We start from the raw sequence: 15,938 nt of genomic DNA on the forward strand, positions 1-15,938 counted from the left end.
TATACCCGCCCCTCACCTCTTTCACCCATAGGCCCTTTAGGATTTTCCCGTGCGCGGGCTTGCGCTTTCCGGCGGTGGGGCCAGGGGCCTCGCCCACATCGGGGCTTTGGAGGTTTTCTTGGAGGCGGGGCTAGCCTTCCAGGTGGTGGCGGGGACCAGCATGGGGGCCATCGTGGGGGCCTTTTTCGCCGCCGGGCTTGCCCCCGGGGAGATCCTGGCCATCGCCCGGAAGACCCCGTGGCTTGGCCTGTTGGGCCTTTCCCCTCGGGAAGGGCTTTTTTCCCGGCGGAAGCTCAAGGACTTCCTGGCGGAGTACCTCCCTCCCACCTTCGCCGAGCTTAAGCGCCCCCTGGCGGTGACCGCGGTGGACGTGCGCTCGGGAAGGCTCCTTTTCCTCACCCAAGGCGATCTGCCCAGCGCCGTCTTGGCCTCCGCCGCCTACCCGGGCCTCCTCGCCCCGGTGGAGCGGGAAGGGCGGCTTCTCTTTGACGGGGGCGTTTTGGACAACCTGCCCGTGGACGCCGCCCGGCTCCTGGGGGCCACGGAGGTTTACGCCGTGGACGTGACCCCAGAGCGCTCCCTGAAGGAAGGTCCCCGGGGGCTTCTCGCCCTGGCCCGGCGAGCGGTGGACCTGATGCAGTCCCACCTCACCTCCGTGCGCTTAAGCCTTTACGCCCCTGAGGTTTACGTGCGGCCTTTCCTTCCCGAGGTGGGCGTAGAGGACTTCCGCCGCCTCGAGGAGATCGTGGCGGCGGGGCGCGAGGCGGCCAGGCGCGCCCTTGAGGGTAGAGTAGGAGGGGTATGAAGGCCTTTTGGGAATACCTTTTCAAGGAGTGGTTTCGCCAGGTGGGGGAGGCCCTCCTGGTGGCCTTTTTGGTCACCACCTTCGTCTTCACCACCGTGGGGGTGGTGGGGCAGAGCATGTTCCCCACCTTGAAAAACGGCGAAAGGGTCCTGGTGCCCAAGTGGGAGACTTGGCTCGTGCGCTTTGGCCTTCGGGAGTGGCGCCGGGGGGAGATCGCCATCCTCAAACCCCCGGAGGGCACCCCCTACGCCACCGCCCGCTTCCCTGTCCTGGGCTTTTCCTTCCGCGCCTTCTTCATTAAGCGCATCGTGGCGGTGCCGGGGGACGAGGTGTACGTGGAGCGGGGGGTGGTCTACGTGAACGGAACCCCCCTGGACGAGCGGCACATCACCGACCACCTCTCCCCCTGGCCCGACTCCTTCCCCGGGGTGTGTTACAAGGACGGTCGCATGACCCGGATCATCACCCAACAGGGGGATTTTCCCGTGGAGCTCCTTCCCGCCTACTTGAAGCCCCTTAGGGAGATGCTCCTTCCCCCTTCCGAGGAGGTCTTAGCCCGCAGCCGCCTTACCGAGGCCTGCGAGGTGGGGAAGATTAAGCTGAGGAAAGGCTACTACTTCGTCATGGGGGACAACCGCACCCTGGGGGGCAGCGAGGACTCCCGCACCTTTGGCCCCGTGCCGGTGGAGGCCATCGCCGGGCGGGCGAGCTTCGTGTGGTGGCCCCTTGTCGTGCGGGAGGAGGGGGGGGTGCGCCTGAACCTCAGGCCCCTTTCCCCGCCTCCCGTCTACGGGCTCAAGTGAGGACGGCCACGATGAGCCTCCCGGGCCCGTGGACCCCCTTCACCATCACCTGGCCGATGTCCGCGCTCTTGGAGGGGCCGGAGTGGAGGCCGAGGGCGCTGGGGAGCTCCTTTAGGTCCTGGAAGGCCTGGAGGAGGGTGGGGTAGACCCTTTCCCTTTCCACCAGGACCAGGTGGGTGGGGGGGAGGAGCTGGGCCCGGCGCCCGTCGGCGCTGGAAAGGGCCAGGGTGCCCGTTTCCGCCACGGCGAAAAGCGCCCAGGAAACCCCCAGAGGGGCCTCCTCGGGGGGGAGGGGGTTGAGGCCTTCGCGGAAGGGGGTAGGGACCCCCTGGCCGAAGGCCACCCCGGGAAGCCCCTGGGCCAGTTCCCTCAGGAGGGCCTGGGCCCCTTCAGGGGAAAGGAGGTGGGGTTCGGCCCCGTTTTCCGCCAGGCGCGCCAGGAGGAGGGGTATGGGGTCCTCGGGGAAGGGCGGGTGGGGGTGTTCGGGAAGAAGGGCCTTGGGGCGGCCCTCCAGGGCCCGCCGGATGCGGTTTAGGATGCGGGTCCTAGCGTCCATGGCCTTCCTCCATCTCCCGCCAGAGCTGGTGGAAGGGCTTGGGGCTGGGCTTTAGGGGGCCTCTTCCCTCCGTCCAGGCCCTGAGGAGGGGGAGGAGGTCCTGGGGGAGGGGCAGGCCCCTGAGGGCCTTGGAGAAGAGGCGGTAGAGGGCGGGGCTTTCCATGACCCTGCGGTAGGCGGCGAGCGTGGCCCGTTCCCAGGCGGGGCTTAGGCCCTCCGCCACCGCCCGGTGGCGCCAGGTGAGGAGGAGCTTGGGGATGGGGATCTTGACGGGGCAGGCCTCGAGGCAGGCCCCGCAGAGGGTGGAGGCGTAGGGGAGGGGGTACGCCTCCTCCAGGGAGAGGAGCCCGGGGTCCAGGACCGCCCCGATGGGGCCGGAGTAGACGTAGCCGTAGGGGTGGCCCCCGGTTTGGCGGTAGACGGGGCAGGCGTTGAGGCAGGCCCCGCAGCGGAGGCACCTTAGGGTCTCCCAGGCCTCGGGGTCGGCGAGGAGGGCGGTGCGGCCGTGGTCCACCAGGACCACGTGCACCTCCTCGGGGCCCTCCTCCCCCTTTCGGGCGGGGCCTTGGATGAGGGAGACGAAGGTGGAAAGGCGCTGCCCCGTGGCCGCCCGGGCGGTGAGGGGGAGGAAGAGGGCCAGGTCCTGGAAGCGGGGGAGGAGCTTCTCAATCCCCACGAAGGCCACGTGGACCTTGGGCAAGGAGGTGGAGAGGCGGATGTTCCCCTCGTTCTCCATGAGGGCCAGGGTGCCCGTTTCCGCCACCAGGAAGTTGGCCCCGCTAATCCCCAGTTCGGCGGTGAGGAAGGCCTCCCGGAGCACCTTGCGGGCCACCTGGGCCAGGGCCTCGGGGGAGGCGTCCAGGGGGGTGCCGAAGCGCTCGTGGAAAAGCGTTTGGATCTCCTTAAGGGAAAGGTGGATGGCCGGGCCCACGATGTGGCTTGGGGGTTCCCCCAGGAGCTGGATCAGGTACTCCCCCAGGTCGGTCTCGTAGACCTCCACCCCCAAGGAGGCCAGGAGGGGGTTTACCCCGAGCTCCTCCGTGAGCATGCTCTTGGCCTTCACCGCCCGCTTCACCCCGCGCCGCTCTACGATCTCCCTTAGGAGGCGGTGGGCGTCCTCCGGCTCCTCAGCGTAGTGGACCTGGACCCCGTTTTCCTTTAGCCGCTTTTCCGCCAGCTCCAGGTACTGGTCCAGGTGGCTCAGCGCGTGGTCCTTGATGGCCTTGGCCCGCTCCCGCCACTCGGCGATGGGCACCTCGGCGTAGGCCTTGAGGCGGTTCCTATCAAAGTGCAGGGTGGCCCCTGTTACCGCCTCCCGCACCCCAGGTTTTTCCCGGAGGAGCCTCGCCGCCTCCTTGGGGTAAAGCTTGGCCTTAGCCCGCATACGCCTCCCAAAGCAAGGTGGCGAGGGGCGCCACCTTTAGGCCCACCCCCTTCTTGGCCAGGCGCCCCGCCAGGTGCAGGAGGCAGCCCGCGTCCGTGGAGGTGAAGACCTCCGCCTGGGGCAAGGTGGCGACCTTGCGGTCCGCCATGGCCAAGGAGACCTCGGGGAGCTTCACCGAGAAAAGCCCCCCAAAGCCGCAGCACTCCTCCGCCGCCTCCCAGGGCACGAGCTCCGCCCCGGCCCCCTTTAGGAGAAGGAGGGGCTCCTCCCGCACCCCAAGCTCCCTCAGGGCGTGGCAGCCGTGGTGGTAGGCGATCCGCTTTCCCTTAAGCCCTTCCCCCAGCTTTTCCACCCCCAGGACCCCCACCAGGAAAGCGGAAAGCTCATAGGTCCTCTCGGCGAGGTCCAGGGCCTTTTGGCTTCCAGGAAGGAGCTCGGGGTAGTGGTTTTTCACCATGCTGGCGCAGCTTCCCGAGGGCAGGACCACGTAGTCCGCTTCCCGGAAGACCTCGAGGGTCCTTCGGGCCAAGGGCCTCGCCTCCTCCCAGTAGCCGGCGTTGAAGGCGGGCTGGCCGCAACAGGTCTGGCCCTCGGGGAAGTCCACCTCCACCCCCAAGGCCCTTAGAAGCCGTACCGCCGCCACCCCGGCCTCGGCGAAGAACTGGTCCGCCAGGCAGGTGATGAAGAGGGCTACCCGCATTTGCGCCCCAGTATACCTCCGCTCACGCGCCCTTCTGCTTCCGCCAAGCCGCCTTAAGAAGGGCGTCTCCCAGGGCCACCAGGGGGAAGGCTAGGACCGAGAGGCCAAGCCAAGGACCCGGGTAGGCGTGGTGGAAGGCCTGGGCCAAGGGGGAGGTGTAGGCGAGGAAGAGGAGAGCAAGGCTCGCCAAAAGGGCCCAGGCCATAAAAGGGTTGGTTTTGAGGGACAGGCGCCAAAGGGGATGAACGTCGCTCCGGCTCGCTAGGGCGTTGGCCGCTTGGCCGAAGACCACGGCGGCGAAGGCGCTTCCCGAGGCCGCCGCCGCATGGTTCCCCAGGAAGAGGACGAGGAGGAAGGTGGCCATGGTCCAAAGGGCCTCGAGGGGGCCGAGGACCCCCAGGGCCCTCAGGAGCACCTCCCGGGTCACTAGGCCACTTTTGGGCGGGGGGGTTCGCATCACCGCCGCCTCGGGGGGTTCGGTGCCCAGGGCCAAGGAAGGGAGGGCGTCGGTGCCCAGGTCCAAGGCGAGGACGTGGAGCACGTTCAACGCCAAGGGGATCCGCCCCCCGGTGAAGGCCCAGGCCAAGAAGGGGAAGAGCTCGGCCACGTTGTCCGTGAGGTGGTAGGCGAGGAGGCGGCGCAGGTTGGTGTAGGTGGCCCGGCCTTGGCGGATGGCCTCGAGGATGGTGGCGAAGTGGTCGTCCAAAAGGATGATGTCCGCCGCTTCCCGGGCCACGTCCGTGCCCCTTAGACCCATGGCCACCCCCACGTGGGCCGTCCGCAGGGCGGGGGCGTCGTTCACCCCATCCCCGGTCATGGCCACCACGTGCCCCCGCGCCTGGAGCGCCTGGGTGATGCGGAGCTTGTCCTCCGGGGTGGAGCGGGCGATGACCACCTCGTCCCGGTCCACCAGGGCCCCTAAGAGGGCAAGGTCTTGGGGAAGTTCGGAGCCCAGGAGCAGCGTGGGGTTTTCCCGAACCAACCCCACTTTTCGGGCCACGGCCAGCGCCGTGGCCGGGTGGTCCCCGGTGACCATGAGGACCCGGATCCCCGCTTCCTGGGCCAGGCGCACCGCCTCCGCCGCTTCGGGGCGGATGGGGTCTTCCAGGGCCACCAGGGCGAGGAAGCGAAGCTCCCTTTCCGCCTCCTCGGCGGTGGCGGGGGGCGGGCCGGAAAGCTCCCGGTAGGCCAAGGCCACCACCCGATACCCTTCCTCTGCCCAGGCCTCCGCCTGGGCCAGGAGGGTTTCGCCCTGGGGCACTAAGGGGGCGATGGCTTCGGGGGCGCCTTGGACCACCAAAACGTTCCCGGCCACAAAGCCGGAGCGGCGCCGCCTAGGGTCAAAGGGGTAGCGGTGGACCACCGGGCCCAGGGGCTTCCCGCCCAAGGTCGCCCCCAGGCGCCTTAGGGCCTCCTCCAGGGGGTCTAACCCGGAGAGCTCCTCGGTGGCCAGGATGTCCGCGAGCACCTTGAGGTGGAAGGGGAGGGGGCCTTGGACCGCTTCGGGCCGCACCACGCCTTGGGGAGTGAGGAGGAGGCGGGCCTCGAGGCGGTTTTCGGTAAGGGTCCCCGTTTTGTCGGTGCAAATCACCGTGGTAAGCCCGAGGTTTTCCACCGCCTCCAGGCTCCGCACCAAGGCCTTCCGCGCTGCCATCCGCTGGGCGGCCACGGCCAGGGAAAGGGTGAGGGTGGGCACCAACCCCTCGGGTACCAAGGCCACCGTGACGCCAAGGGTGAAGACAAAAGCCTTGTAAAGGTCCAGCCCGGCCACCAAGAAGAGGACGAAGAAGGCCGCGCCAGCGCCCAAGGCCACCCAGGCGATGGTCTGCACCAGGCGCCGAAGCTCCTTTTCCAAAGGCGTGGCCTCCCGGGGAGGCGTCTGGCTGAGGCGGGCGATCTCCGCCAGGCGCGTGCGCCTTCCCGTTGCCACCACCTCCCCAAGTCCCTCCCCTCGGACCACCAGGGTGCCGGCCAAGACCAGGTCCCCGGGTCCAGGCGTTTCCGGCAGGCTTTCCCCGGTGAAGGCGGAGGCGTCCACCGCCAAGTCTTCGCTTTCCAAAAGGCGGATGTCCGCCGGGACGCGGTTGCCCAGGGTGAGCTTCACCACATCCCCGGGCACCAGCTCCCGGGCATCCAGGAGGCGGAAGCGCCCATCCCGCAGGACCATCACCCGCTGGGGCACGAGCTTGAGGAGCTCTTCCGCGGTGCGCTCGGCCCGGTACTCCTGCCAAAAGGAAAAAAGCCCGTTCACCCCGATGACCGCCAGGATGGCCACCGCCAGCTCGGGGGTGCCCGCCAGGTAGGCGAGCCCTGCGGCGGCCCAAAGAAGGAGGGCCAGGAGGTGGACGAACTGGCGCAGCAAAAGGACCCAGGGGCTAACTTTACGCCCCCGGGGGATCTCGTTGGGGCCGTAAACCTTTAGGCGTTCTTGGGCCGCGGCTTCGCTGAGTCCTAAAACGGCCATGGCTAAACCCAGGCGGCCATCTCTTTGCGGATCTTGAGGAGGGCTTCCACCAGGCGGTCCACCTCCTCCTGCGTGTTGTAGAGGTAGAAGCTGGCCCGGGCGGTGGCGGCCAGGCCCAGCTTGCGGTGCAGGGGCTGGGCGCAGTGGTGCCCGGCCCGCACGGCGATGCCCTCCCCGTCCAGGAAGGTGGCCAGGTCGTGGGCGTGGAGGCGGCCCAGGGTGAAGGGGATCACCGCCCCCCGGTCTGGCCCCTGGGGCCCGTAGACCTTGAGGTCCGGCACCTCCGCCAGGCGCTTTAGGGCGTAGTCCAGGAGGGCCCGGTCGTGGGCCATGACCCGCTCCATGCCCACCTCCATCAGGTACTGGGCCGCCTCCCCCAGGGCGATGGCCTCGGCGATGGGGGGAGTGCCCGCCTCAAAGCGCTGGGGCGGGGGGGCGTAGGTGGAGCGGTCCACGTGGACCTCCCGGATCATCTCCCCGCCTCCCAGGAAGGGCCCCATCTCCTCCAGCACCGGGTAGCGGCCCCAAAGCACCCCGGCCCCCGTGGGCCCCAGCATCTTGTGCCCGGAGAGGGCGAAGAAGTCGGCCCCCAGGGCCTTCACGTCCACGGGGAGGTGGGGGGCGGACTGGGCCCCGTCCACCACCACCAGGGCCCCCACCGCTTTGGCTCGCCGGGCGATCTCCGCCACCGGGTTGATGGTCCCGAGGACGTTGGACATGTGCACCAGGGAGACCACCTTGGTCCTCTCGGTGAGGAGGCGGTCCAGGGCACTCAGGTCCAACCTTCCCTCCTCCGTGAGGGGGATGGCCTTCACCTTCGCCCCGGTGAGGCCCGCCACCAGGTGCCAGGGGACGAGGCCCGCATGGTGCTCCATCTCGGTGACCAGGACCTCGTCCCCCTCCCGCAGGTGCCGTAGGCCCCAGGCGTAGGCCACCAGGTTCATGGCCTCGGTGGTGTTGCGCACAAAGACGATCTCCTGGGGGTTTGCGTTCAGGAAGCGGGCAAGCCTTTTGCGGGCCTCCTCGTAGGCCTCGGTGGCCTCGGCGGAAAGCCGGTAGGCCCCCCGGTGGACGTTGGCGTTCAGGGTCTCGTAGAAGCGCTTCAGGGACTCAATGACGCGCCTTGGCTTTTGGCTCGTGGCGGCGGAGTCCAGATAGACGAGGTCGGGCCGCCCGGCGATCAGGGGGAAGTCCACCCTTAGGGTGCTTAGGTCCATGCCCTCAGTCTAGTCCAGGCGCACCCGCCTGAGGAGCATGGCGTTTAGGGCCACGATCACCGTGGAGAGGCTCATGAAAAGCGCTCCCACCGCCGGAGAAAGGACGATCCCAAAGGGGTAGGCCACCCCGGCGGCCAGGGGCAGGGCGATGGCGTTGTAGCCCGTGGCCCAGAAGAGGTTCTGCACCATCTTGGCGTAGGTGGCCCGGGCGAGGAGGAGGGCGCGGACCACGTCCAGGGGGTCGCTTTCCACCAGAACAAGATCCGCCGACTCGATGGCCACGTTGGTCCCCGCCCCGATGGCGATGCCCAGGTCGGCCTCGAGGAGAGCGGGGGCGTCGTTAATGCCGTCGCCGACGAAGGCGGTGGGGCCTTGGGTCTTGAGCTCGCGTACGATCCGGGCTTTGTCCTGGGGTAGGACCCGGGCGTGGTACCGCTGAATTCCCAGCTCCTGGGCCACGGTTTTGGCCACGGCCTCGGCGTCCCCCGTGATCATCACGGGGGTGAGGCCCATGGCCTTCAGCCGTTGGACGGCTTCCTTGGCGGAGGGACGGATGCGGTCGGCCAAAGCGAAGTAGGCCAAAACCCGCTCCTCGTCCATGAGGGCAACGACGCTTTCCCCCCGGCCTTCGGCCTCCCGGAGGCCTCGCTTTAGGGCCTCGGACACCCTTAGCCCAAGCTCCTCCGCCCACTCGGGCCGGCCCACCCGGTAGCGTTTACCCTCGAGGGTGCCCTCCACGCCTTTGCCGGGGACTGCTTGGAAGTCCCGGACCTCAGGGCGGGGAAGCCCCCTGCCTTCCGCCGCTTCCACGATGGCCTGGGCCAAGGGGTGTTCCGAGAAAGCCTCGAGGGCCGCAGCTAGGGAAAGCACCTCTTCCTCGGAAAACTCCTCAGTGTATATTGCCCGAACGGCGAAGCGCCCCTCGGTGAGGGTCCCGGTCTTGTCCAAGGCCACGAAGCGGATCTCCCGGGCGCGTTCAAAGGCTTCCCGGTTCCGGACCAGGATGCCGTGCCGGGCAGCCAGGGCCGTGGCGTTCACCATGACCAGGGGGATGGCGAGGCCTAGGGCGTGGGGGCAGGCGATGACCACCACGGTTACTGCCAGGGAGAGGGCGAAGTTGAAGTCCCGTCCCAGGGCGAGCCAGACGAGGAAGGTGAGGGTGCCGAGGGTAAGGGCGATGTAGAAGAGCCACCCCGCAACCCGGTCTGCCAGGGCCTGGAAGCGGCTCCGGGAGGCTTGGGCTTCCTGTACCAGTCGCAGGATCTGGCTTAGGGTGGTGGCCTCCCCGGTGCGGGTGACCCGGACCTTGAGGGCGCCCTCCCCGTTCACCGCCCCGGCTATCACCTCGTCTCCCGGTTCTTTGGGCACGGGCCGGGACTCCCCGGTGAGGAAGGCCTCGTTCATCGTGGAAGCGCCCTCCACCACCACCCCGTCCGCCGGCACCTGCTCCCCGGGGCGGATAAGGATCAGGTCCCCCTCTTTGAGGGCGGAGACGGGTATGTCTTCTATGCGGTCGCCCACGATCCGGTGGGCGGTGGTGGGCATGAGCTTGGAGAGTTCCTCCAGGGCCCGGCTTGCTGCCTGCACCGAGGCCATCTCCAGCCAGTGCCCGAGGAGCATCACGTCAATGAGCGTGGCCAGCTCCCAGTAAAAGGGCATTCCCGGAAGGCCCAAGGAGACGGCCAGGCTGTAGCCGTAGGCCGCGGTGATCCCCAGGGCGATGAGGGTCATCATCCCGGGGGTGCGCGCCCGAAGCTCGCGAAGCGCCCCCTTTAGGAAGACCAGGCCGCCGTAGAAGTAGAGGATCGTCCCCAAGACGGGGTTCACCCAGGCGCTTCCCGGGAACTGGGCTGCCCGGTAGCCGAACCAATCTTGGAGATGTTCGGAGAAGTAGAGGATGGGGAGGGTGAGAAGGAGGCTTACGAAAAAGCGGTCCCGAAACATCTCCGGGGTGTGCCCGGCGTGCTTGTCGTGGCCCGTGTGGGAAGCGTGTTCCCCGGAGGGGTGGGCGTGCTTGGGTTCGGAAGGAGAGGGGTGGTGATGGTGCTCGTGCGCGTGGTGGGTGCGATTGTCCTTCATCTGGGCACCTCCTTCTTAAGGAGATTTTACACCCCTCCCCCTGAGGGGAGGGGTGGAGGAAAAAGCGAGAATGGGTCTTTAGAGCCGGGAAAGGGCGCGGGAGAGCCTGGTCCGGGCCTCCTCGGCCACGGGGGCCAGGGCCCTTTGGGTGGCCTCGGGGAGAACCCGGAACATGGCCTCGGGGTCTTGTCTTGGATGAGGCCCGCATGCCGGTTCTGGACCTGGGAGGGAGGGGCGTGGGGAGGATGGCGGTGGGGATGCACTAGCCCACCTCCAGCACCCCCATCATGCCCCGGTCTTCGTGCTCCACGATGTGGCAGTGGAAGACGGTCTTCCCGGGCAGATCCTTTAGGGGAACCAGGAGGCGCACCACTTCCTGGGCCTTTAGGTTCACCACGTCCTTAAGGGCGCGGTAAGGGAAGGCCTTGCCGTTCACGGAGAGGACCTGGAAGGGATGGGTGTGGAGGTGGAAGGGATGGTCCATGTTCCCTTGGTTTTCCACTTCCCAGACCTCGAGGTCGCCCACCCGCCCGCGGAAGTCCACCCGACGGTGGTCAAAGGTCTTGCCGTTGATGAAGAAGCGCCCGGCCATCATGTCCTCCGTGAAGGTGATGCGCCGGGTCACCCTGGCCAGGTTGGGGTTGGGAGCGGGTAGCTTGGCCAGGGCCTTAGGCAAGGGAAGGGGTTTGGGCCGTAAGGGGGCCACCAGGGTGAGGAGGGTTTGGGGCCTTTGGCTTGTTCCCATGGCCATTCCTCCGTGGCCCATGTGCTCCATCCCGCCCATCATGTGGACCCCCCGGTCGTAGGGCAGGGCGAGGAGGCGGAAAGCCCCTTCCTTCTGGAAGCGCACCAGGACCTCTGCCCGTTCCCCGGGGGCCAGGAGGAGTTCGGGGACCTCATAGGGTTCCTCCAGGAAGCCCCCGTCGCTGGCGATGAGGTAAAGGGGATGCCCTTCCAACTGGAGCCGGTAGTAGCGGGCGTTGCTGGCGTTCAGGAGGCGGAGGCGTAAAGTGGCCTTGCCGGCCCGCAAGGTGGGGCGGGAGGCCCCGTTCACCAGGACCAGGCTGCCCTCTTTGCCGTTGATCCAGTCCATGGGGGTGTGGGCGGCGGGGCGGCCTGATGCGAGTTCCAGGTCCTTGAGGACCAAAAGGTGCTCCTCGGCTTCCCGGAGTTCAGGAATCCCGTCCACGGGGCTTTCCACCACCAGGGCCCCAGCTAAGCCGGCAAAGAGCTGGGGGGCCACCCGCCCGTGCAAGTGGGGATGGTACCAGAAGGTTCCCGCCAGGTCCTGGGGGACGGTGAAAACATAGCTCCAGGTTTCCCTGGGCGGGATTTCCAAAAAGGGGTCGTCCACCTTGGGGGAGATGGGAAGCCCGTGCCAGTGCAGGTTGGTGGATTCGGGGAGGAGGTTTTCCAGCCCGAGGCGAACCGTATCCCCGGGGCGTACCCGAAGGGTGGGCCCCGGGAAGCTACCCCCATAGGTCCAAAGCCGAGCTTCCCGCCCGGCCACGGTAACGGGAGTGGGGGCCACCTTCAACCGCACCTGTAATAGCCCTTCCCGGCTTTTGAGCACCGGGGGCTCGGGAAAGGGGGCCTGCCCCCTGGCCAGGGGGGAGAGGAGGAGGCCTGCGGTGAGCTTTAAAAGGGTTCGGCGGTCCGCATTCATACCTCCATGAGGGTAAGGGAGGTTTGTAAAGGAAGTATAAAGGTCCCTTTGGAACCCTTTAAAGTTTAGCCAAGGCTTTCTCCAACCGGCTTCTGGCTTCCTCCACCACGGGCTTGAGCGTCTCCTGCTTTTCCGGAGGGAGGACCTGGAACATGCCCTTGGGATCCTGAAGGAGGATTTCCACCCCCTCCTCGCCCTCCCTTAGCGGCCAGGTTCGGGTTGCAGGCCCCCAGGATCAGGTAAGGGGGCCTTTCCAGGCCCAGGCGGGCTTTTAGGGTGGCGGCCACATCGATCTCCGTGAGGATGCCGAAGCCCTCTTCCTTTAGAGCGGCCTCCAGCCGGGCCCGGGCCTCGGCCAGGCTGGCTTTTAGGGTTTTCCTTAGGTCCGTCACGATACCCTCCTTACCTAAAGTGTAGCGGAACCTGAGGGAAAAGGCCTTTCGTGAAAGTTGTGTTGAGGGGTTTTGGGGGGTATAGGAAAGGCCCGGGCCCCGCCCAGGGCAGCTGCCCCGGGCAAGGGCCCTACCGGGATCACTCTCCCAGGAAGAAGCCGTGCCAGGTGTGGACCCAGACCTCCCCTGTGTAGGCGTTCACGGAAAGCATGCCCTCCACCTCCTTACGCCCGAAGTCAAAGGTGTAGTACCCGGGGAAAGCCCCGGCTTCCAGGACCCGGGCACCCGGGAGGTAGCCTTTCAGGAAGGTTTCGGCCAGCTTCCTGGCTTCCTCCACAGAGAAGCGGACAGGAGTCTGCACGGGCCCGCCCATCATGCTGTAGCGGGTGTTCCACATCATGTTGGGGCCAGGTTCCGGGGAGACTACCCCGGTGTAGCGGTCGGCGATGAGCTCAAAAAGCCCCTGCCCCTTCTCGTCCACCACCTGGGCATAGTAGTTTTGGCTGAAGACCATGAAGTCCTTAAGGCGTGCCCCCGGGTAGATGCGCTTGGCGTAGGCTTCCATCCGAGCCTTGGCCTCTTTCTGGGGGATGGGCTGGGCCTCCGGGGGGTAGACCGCCATCATGCCCATCATCCCGTGGCCGCCCATCATCCCGTAGCCCATCATCCCCGGGCCGTACTGGGGGCCGTAGCCCATCATCCCCGGGCCAAAGCCCCCCATCATGCCCTGGGTGAGGGCAAGGCCTAAAAGCGCGAGGGCCAGAACTCCTAAAGTTAAACCGTAGCGTTTCATGCTGCACCTCCCTTTTCCAGTTCCTTCCGCAACCTTTTGTAGGTTTCCTCGTCCAGCTCGCCCCTGGCGTACCGGAGGCGCAGGGCCTCCAGGGCCTCATCCTTTTTGGGCCCGCCGCCTCCCCCCCAGGCCCGAAGCCCCAGGTAAAAGAGGCCAGCCAAGAGGGCCAGGATGAGGAGCATGTTGAGAAGCCCGAGGAACCACCCGAAACCCATGCCGCCCCAACCCATCATGCCCACGATCCACCTCCACCTGTACCCTAGGCCAGTATTGTTAAGCTGGCATAAAGGGGCTTTACCGGCACTTAACGTTTGGCCCTTAAGCTGATGGGCATGCGAGGAGGGCTGCTGGTGCTGGGTCTTGCCGTCCTGGGCCTGGTGGGGTTGGCCCTGGGAAGCGGGCTACTGGAGGAGGTTTCCCGAAGCCTTTACCGAACGGCCAACACTCTTTACGCTCTCCTGGCCCCCTGGGTGGATGGGCTGAGGCGGGAAGTGGGGGTTCCTTGGCTTTCGGCTTTCCTTGTTGGGGTCTTGGCGGCCTTTGCTCCCTGCCAGATCACCACCGGGGCCAGCGCCCTGGCCTATCTGGCTCCTTCCGCTATTCAGGGAAGGGTCTGGCCCAGGTTTCTGGCCTTTCTCCTGGGGAAGGCCCTCACCTACCTGGTGCTTGCCGGAGTGGTCCTCTTCTTGCTGGGCGGGTCCCTGGACAACCCCGGGGCCATCTTCCGCCCGGTGCGGCTGGCCCTTGGGCCCTTCATGATCCTGGTGGGCTTGGGCCTCTTGGGGGTGGTGCGCTGGCCCCTGGCCTGGGCGGCATCGGAGGGCTGGGTGGCCCGGGTGGAGGCGTGGGGTGGACTTCTTGGGCCCTTAGCTTTGGGCGGGGTTTACGGCTTGGCCTTCTGCCCTACCCTCTTCTGGCTTTTCTTCGGGCTTCTACTTCCCTTGGCCCTGGCCTCTCCCTTTGGGTTTCTCTTTCCCCTTCTCTTCGCCCTGGGGACGGGCTTTCCCCTGGGTTTCCTGCTCTTCCTTTTCGCCCGCATGAGCCGGGGCCAGGCCTTGAGGGGGATGCGCCTTGCGGGAAGCGTCCTTCTAAGGGGCGCAGGGGTGGTCTTCGTGGCCCTGGGGCTTTTGGACACGGTGCTTTACTGGAACCTCTAGCATGGGAAGCATGGGGGCTAAGGGGGGCTTAAGGGCTCGGTTCTTCGCCGCACTGCTACCCACCCTTTCCCAGGGGCACGCCCACGTAAGCGAGCCTTGGCGGAGGAGGCTTTTGGGAGACCTGGCGGGCACGGTGTTGGAGATCGGCCCGGGAACGGGGGTCAACCTGGCCTACCTGCCGGATGGGGTCTACTGGATTGGCCTCGAGCCCAATCCCCACCTGCACCCCTGGTTGGAAACGGCCTTGCGGCAGAGGGGAGTCTTGGGCGAGGTGCTGCTGGGCCAGGCGGAGGAGATTCCCCTGCCGCAGGAAAGCGTGGATGCCGTGGTGGCCACCTTGGTCCTGTGCTCGGTGGAGGATCCCAGGCGGGCGTTGGCGGAGATCCTCAGGGTGTTGAAGCCCGGGGGGCGTTTCGTCTTTTTGGAACATGTGGCCGCTCCCCGGGGTTCCGGCCTGCGCTGGGCCCAGGACCTCCTCTGCCCCCTATGGGCCTTCTTGGGGGATGGCTGCCACCCCAACCGGGAAACCCTGGCCCTTATCCGGGAGGCCGGGTTTGCCCGGGTGGAGGCAGCGTCCTTCGCTTTGCCCCTTTCCCTGGTGGCCCCCCATGTGGCCGGGGTGGCCTGGAAGGAATAGCCCTTAGCGCCCCCTCCAGAGGGTGCCCCTTCCGTCCACCCAGGCCAGCAGGCCCTCCTCCTGGGGGTGGGCGGCCAGGGCCAGGACCGTCCCCTGCCAGAGCCTGCGCCACCCTGCCTCCGTCTGCCGCCAGAGGCCGAGCTTTCCTCCCAGGTGCAGGGTGCCGGAGGGGGAGAGGGCCAAGGGTCCCGGGGCAGGGTCTGGGGAGGGGAGGGGGCGGAAGCTTTGGCCCCCGTCCTCGCTCAGGAAGAGCCCTCTTTCCATAAGGGAGGCCCAGAGGCGCCCTTTTTGGTCCACCAGTAAAAAGGCCATCCCCGCCTTGGGCAGGCCCTGGGCAGGCAACTTCGTCCAGGTCTGCCCTCCATCCTGGCTCTGGAAGTAGCCGTAGGTGGCCTCGAGGGCGTAGTGGACCTGGGGCTTTCTGGGGTCGATGGTGTAAGCGTGGAGGTCTAACGCAGGAAGGCCCTTGGGCTTTAGGTCGCGGAAGCGCTTGAGATCCCGGCTTTCCGCATAGATCCAGTGCCCGGCTACCAGGAGGCGCTCACCGTCCCAGGCCAGGTTCATGGCGTCCCAGTCCCGCCGCCGCACCAGGTCCTGGGGGGTGCTGTTATTCCAGAGAACAATGCCGTCGTGGTGGCCCAGGAGCAAGGCTCCCGAGGGGTGCCATAAAAGGGCGTGGACGTCCCGGGTAGGCACCGGGCCCAAGGAGGTTTGGGCCAGGGCAAGGCCCAGGGTGAGAAGGAGGGCGAGAGGGCGCATGGCGTTCTACCGCGAGGCAAGGCGGAAGCCGGTCAGGCAGGTGGGGCTTTGGCTGAAGGTGGCCACGGGCCCTGTGGCCACCAGATTTCCAAAGCGGATCTCCAGAGTGTAGCGGCGGTTCCGGGGCAACCAAAGCTCAAAGAAGCCGTCCTTTCCTGTCTTGACCTGGGTCTTGAGCACCTCCTTTTCCCCCTCCAGCACCCGGACCTCAAAGACCTCCTCCTGGAGTTCCCCCGTGCAGCTGGAGAAGTAGTGGACCTGGCAGGGATGGGTACGGCTCACGTAGGGGGCTATCGCCAGAAGGAAGCGGTCCTTGAGGGCCACCTGGGCTTTGCGACCGTCCGGGAACTCGAAGAAGAAGGCCTCGGGGGTCACGTAGCTCACCACCCTTTGCCCTTCCTCCCGCCACCGCTTGGCCAGGGCCAGGGCCTCTTCGGGCTTCAGGCCCTTGAGGGCCTCAGGGCTAGGGGCCTGGGCCAGTCCCAAGGCCAACGCCACGCCTAGGAACGCCAACGTCTTTCTCATG

The 15,938-nt window shown here is 67.0% G+C and carries 15 protein-coding genes and 1 pseudogene; 4 read left to right on the forward strand and 12 right to left on the reverse strand.

What is annotated here, in order from left to right; all coding sequences use genetic code 11:
- The first annotated feature begins 49 nt into the window (after positions 1 to 49).
- Together L0D17_RS01095 and lepB are read left to right on the forward strand one after the other, a co-directional pair.
- Positions 50 to 805, forward strand: coding sequence for a patatin-like phospholipase family protein (locus tag L0D17_RS01095; RefSeq protein WP_243093584.1), 756 nt, complete (start codon positions 50 to 52; stop codon positions 803 to 805).
- On the forward strand, positions 802 to 1,608 hold the full coding sequence (gene lepB, locus L0D17_RS01100) for a signal peptidase I (protein WP_243093585.1): 807 nt from the start codon (positions 802 to 804) through the stop codon (positions 1,606 to 1,608). Before L0D17_RS01095 ends, lepB begins: the two co-directional genes overlap by 4 nt.
- Here lepB and L0D17_RS01105 read toward each other — a convergent pair.
- From L0D17_RS01105 to L0D17_RS01150, 10 genes and pseudogenes are all read right to left on the reverse strand, one after another.
- On the reverse strand, positions 1,601 to 2,164 hold the full coding sequence (locus tag L0D17_RS01105; protein ID WP_243093586.1) for a LutC/YkgG family protein: 564 nt from the start codon (positions 2,162 to 2,164) through the stop codon (positions 1,601 to 1,603). The genes lepB and L0D17_RS01105 overlap by 8 nt on opposite strands.
- Positions 2,154 to 3,548: a LutB/LldF family L-lactate oxidation iron-sulfur protein gene (locus L0D17_RS01110; protein WP_243093587.1), complete on the reverse strand. Its 1,395-nt coding sequence runs from the start codon at positions 3,546 to 3,548 to the stop codon at positions 2,154 to 2,156. The genes L0D17_RS01105 and L0D17_RS01110 overlap by 11 nt, the downstream gene beginning before the upstream one ends.
- The gene (locus L0D17_RS01115) at positions 3,538 to 4,248 is read right to left on the reverse strand and encodes a (Fe-S)-binding protein (RefSeq protein ID WP_243093588.1); all 711 of its coding nucleotides are present in this window, start codon (positions 4,246 to 4,248) and stop codon (positions 3,538 to 3,540) included. Before L0D17_RS01115 ends, L0D17_RS01110 begins: the two co-directional genes overlap by 11 nt.
- Before the next feature lie 22 nt (positions 4,249 to 4,270).
- Entirely contained in the window at positions 4,271 to 6,712 is a 2,442-nt protein-coding gene (locus L0D17_RS01120) for a cation-translocating P-type ATPase (RefSeq protein ID WP_243093589.1), read from the reverse strand.
- Between the two features lie 2 nt (positions 6,713 to 6,714).
- A complete protein-coding gene (locus L0D17_RS01125; protein WP_243093590.1) occupies positions 6,715 to 7,929 on the reverse strand; it encodes an aminotransferase class V-fold PLP-dependent enzyme in 1,215 nt (404 codons plus the stop codon).
- A gap of 9 nt (positions 7,930 to 7,938) precedes the next feature.
- Positions 7,939 to 10,008: a heavy metal translocating P-type ATPase gene (locus tag L0D17_RS01130; protein ID WP_243093591.1), complete on the reverse strand. Its 2,070-nt coding sequence runs from the start codon at positions 10,006 to 10,008 to the stop codon at positions 7,939 to 7,941.
- Between the two features lie 262 nt (positions 10,009 to 10,270).
- Complete coding sequence (locus L0D17_RS01135) at positions 10,271 to 11,674, reverse strand: multicopper oxidase family protein (protein WP_243093592.1); 1,404 nt, start codon at positions 11,672 to 11,674, stop codon at positions 10,271 to 10,273.
- Positions 11,675 to 11,732: 58 nt separating this feature from the next.
- Positions 11,733 to 12,066: pseudogene (locus L0D17_RS01140) on the reverse strand (DUF302 domain-containing protein).
- A 139-nt stretch (positions 12,067 to 12,205) separates the two neighbouring features.
- Positions 12,206 to 12,859, reverse strand: coding sequence for a hypothetical protein (locus L0D17_RS01145; protein WP_018111091.1), 654 nt, complete (start codon positions 12,857 to 12,859; stop codon positions 12,206 to 12,208).
- The gene (locus L0D17_RS01150; protein WP_243093594.1) at positions 12,856 to 13,092 is read right to left on the reverse strand and encodes an SHOCT domain-containing protein; all 237 of its coding nucleotides are present in this window, start codon (positions 13,090 to 13,092) and stop codon (positions 12,856 to 12,858) included. Before L0D17_RS01150 ends, L0D17_RS01145 begins: the two co-directional genes overlap by 4 nt.
- Positions 13,093 to 13,185: 93 nt before the next feature.
- On the opposite strand from L0D17_RS01150, the gene L0D17_RS01155 reads away from it, so the two are divergent.
- Both L0D17_RS01155 and L0D17_RS01160 read left to right on the forward strand, forming a co-directional pair.
- On the forward strand, positions 13,186 to 14,016 hold the full coding sequence (locus L0D17_RS01155) for an urease accessory protein UreH domain-containing protein (protein WP_014629035.1): 831 nt from the start codon (positions 13,186 to 13,188) through the stop codon (positions 14,014 to 14,016).
- A gap of 1 nt (position 14,017) precedes the next feature.
- Positions 14,018 to 14,653 (forward strand): class I SAM-dependent methyltransferase, encoded by a 636-nt coding sequence (locus L0D17_RS01160; RefSeq protein ID WP_243093595.1) that lies wholly within the window; start codon positions 14,018 to 14,020, stop codon positions 14,651 to 14,653.
- Positions 14,654 to 14,656: 3 nt separating this feature from the next.
- On the opposite strand, the gene L0D17_RS01165 is transcribed toward L0D17_RS01160, so the two are convergent.
- On the reverse strand, positions 14,657 to 15,412 hold the full coding sequence (locus L0D17_RS01165) for a beta propeller repeat protein (RefSeq protein WP_243093596.1): 756 nt from the start codon (positions 15,410 to 15,412) through the stop codon (positions 14,657 to 14,659).
- 6 nt (positions 15,413 to 15,418) lie between these two features.
- Positions 15,419 to 15,937 carry a CueP family metal-binding protein gene (locus L0D17_RS01170; RefSeq protein ID WP_243093597.1) on the reverse strand — a complete coding sequence of 173 codons (519 nt, stop codon included), beginning with the start codon at positions 15,935 to 15,937 and terminating at the stop codon, positions 15,419 to 15,421.
- Position 15,938: the final 1 nt, after the last annotated feature.

It is taken from the genome of Thermus thalpophilus, assembly GCF_022760915.1.
GTDB classification, from domain to species: Bacteria; Deinococcota; Deinococci; order Deinococcales; family Thermaceae; genus Thermus; species Thermus thalpophilus.